Source organism: Vibrio sp. 1641, assembly GCF_033339995.1.
Lineage (GTDB): Bacteria > Pseudomonadota > Gammaproteobacteria > Enterobacterales > Vibrionaceae > Vibrio > Vibrio alginolyticus.
In genome coordinates this window covers 1-1,065 of the sequence record NZ_JAWOVP010000054.1, presented here as the reverse complement: position 1 = coordinate 1,065, position 1,065 = coordinate 1, and the positions used below count along the sequence as shown (strand labels likewise).

2 protein-coding genes are annotated in these 1,065 nt (G+C 60.6%); both read left to right on the top strand.

The window, feature by feature from the left end; genetic code table 11:
* Positions 1-208, top strand: a 208-nt coding sequence (locus R7Z47_RS24105; RefSeq protein WP_000313105.1) for a DMT family transporter, incomplete at its 5' end; no start/stop codon positions are given.
* Positions 202-1,041, top strand: coding sequence for a sulfonamide-resistant dihydropteroate synthase Sul1 (gene sul1 / locus R7Z47_RS24100; protein ID WP_000259031.1), 840 nt, complete (start codon positions 202-204; stop codon positions 1,039-1,041). The genes R7Z47_RS24105 and sul1, both read left to right, overlap by 7 nt.
* The last annotated feature ends 24 nt before the right edge of the window (positions 1,042-1,065 follow it).

Here is a 1,065-nt window from a genome sequence, read left to right as displayed (position 1 = left end):
TTCTCTGGTTCTGAAATCCATCCCTGTCGGTGTTGCTTATGCAGTCTGGTCGGGACTCGGCGTCGTCATAATTACAGCCATTGCCTGGTTGCTTCATGGGCAAAAGCTTGATGCGTGGGGCTTTGTAGGTATGGGGCTCATAATTGCTGCCTTTTTGCTCGCCCGATCCCCATCGTGGAAGTCGCTGCGGAGGCCGACGCCATGGTGACGGTGTTCGGCATTCTGAATCTCACCGAGGACTCCTTCTTCGATGAGAGCCGGCGGCTAGACCCCGCCGGCGCTGTCACCGCGGCGATCGAAATGCTGCGAGTCGGATCAGACGTCGTGGATGTCGGACCGGCCGCCAGCCATCCGGACGCGAGGCCTGTATCGCCGGCCGATGAGATCAGACGTATTGCGCCGCTCTTAGACGCCCTGTCCGATCAGATGCACCGTGTTTCAATCGACAGCTTCCAACCGGAAACCCAGCGCTATGCGCTCAAGCGCGGCGTGGGCTACCTGAACGATATCCAAGGATTTCCTGACCCTGCGCTCTATCCCGATATTGCTGAGGCGGACTGCAGGCTGGTGGTTATGCACTCAGCGCAGCGGGATGGCATCGCCACCCGCACCGGTCACCTTCGACCCGAAGACGCGCTCGACGAGATTGTGCGGTTCTTCGAGGCGCGGGTTTCCGCCTTGCGACGGAGCGGGGTCGCTGCCGACCGGCTCATCCTCGATCCGGGGATGGGATTTTTCTTGAGCCCCGCACCGGAAACATCGCTGCACGTGCTGTCGAACCTTCAAAAGCTGAAGTCGGCGTTGGGGCTTCCGCTATTGGTCTCGGTGTCGCGGAAATCCTTCTTGGGCGCCACCGTTGGCCTTCCTGTAAAGGATCTGGGTCCAGCGAGCCTTGCGGCGGAACTTCACGCGATCGGCAATGGCGCTGACTACGTCCGCACCCACGCGCCTGGAGATCTGCGAAGCGCAATCACCTTCTCGGAAACCCTCGCGAAATTTCGCAGTCGCGACGCCAGAGACCGAGGGTTAGATCATGCCTAGCATTCACCTTCCGGCCGCCCGCTA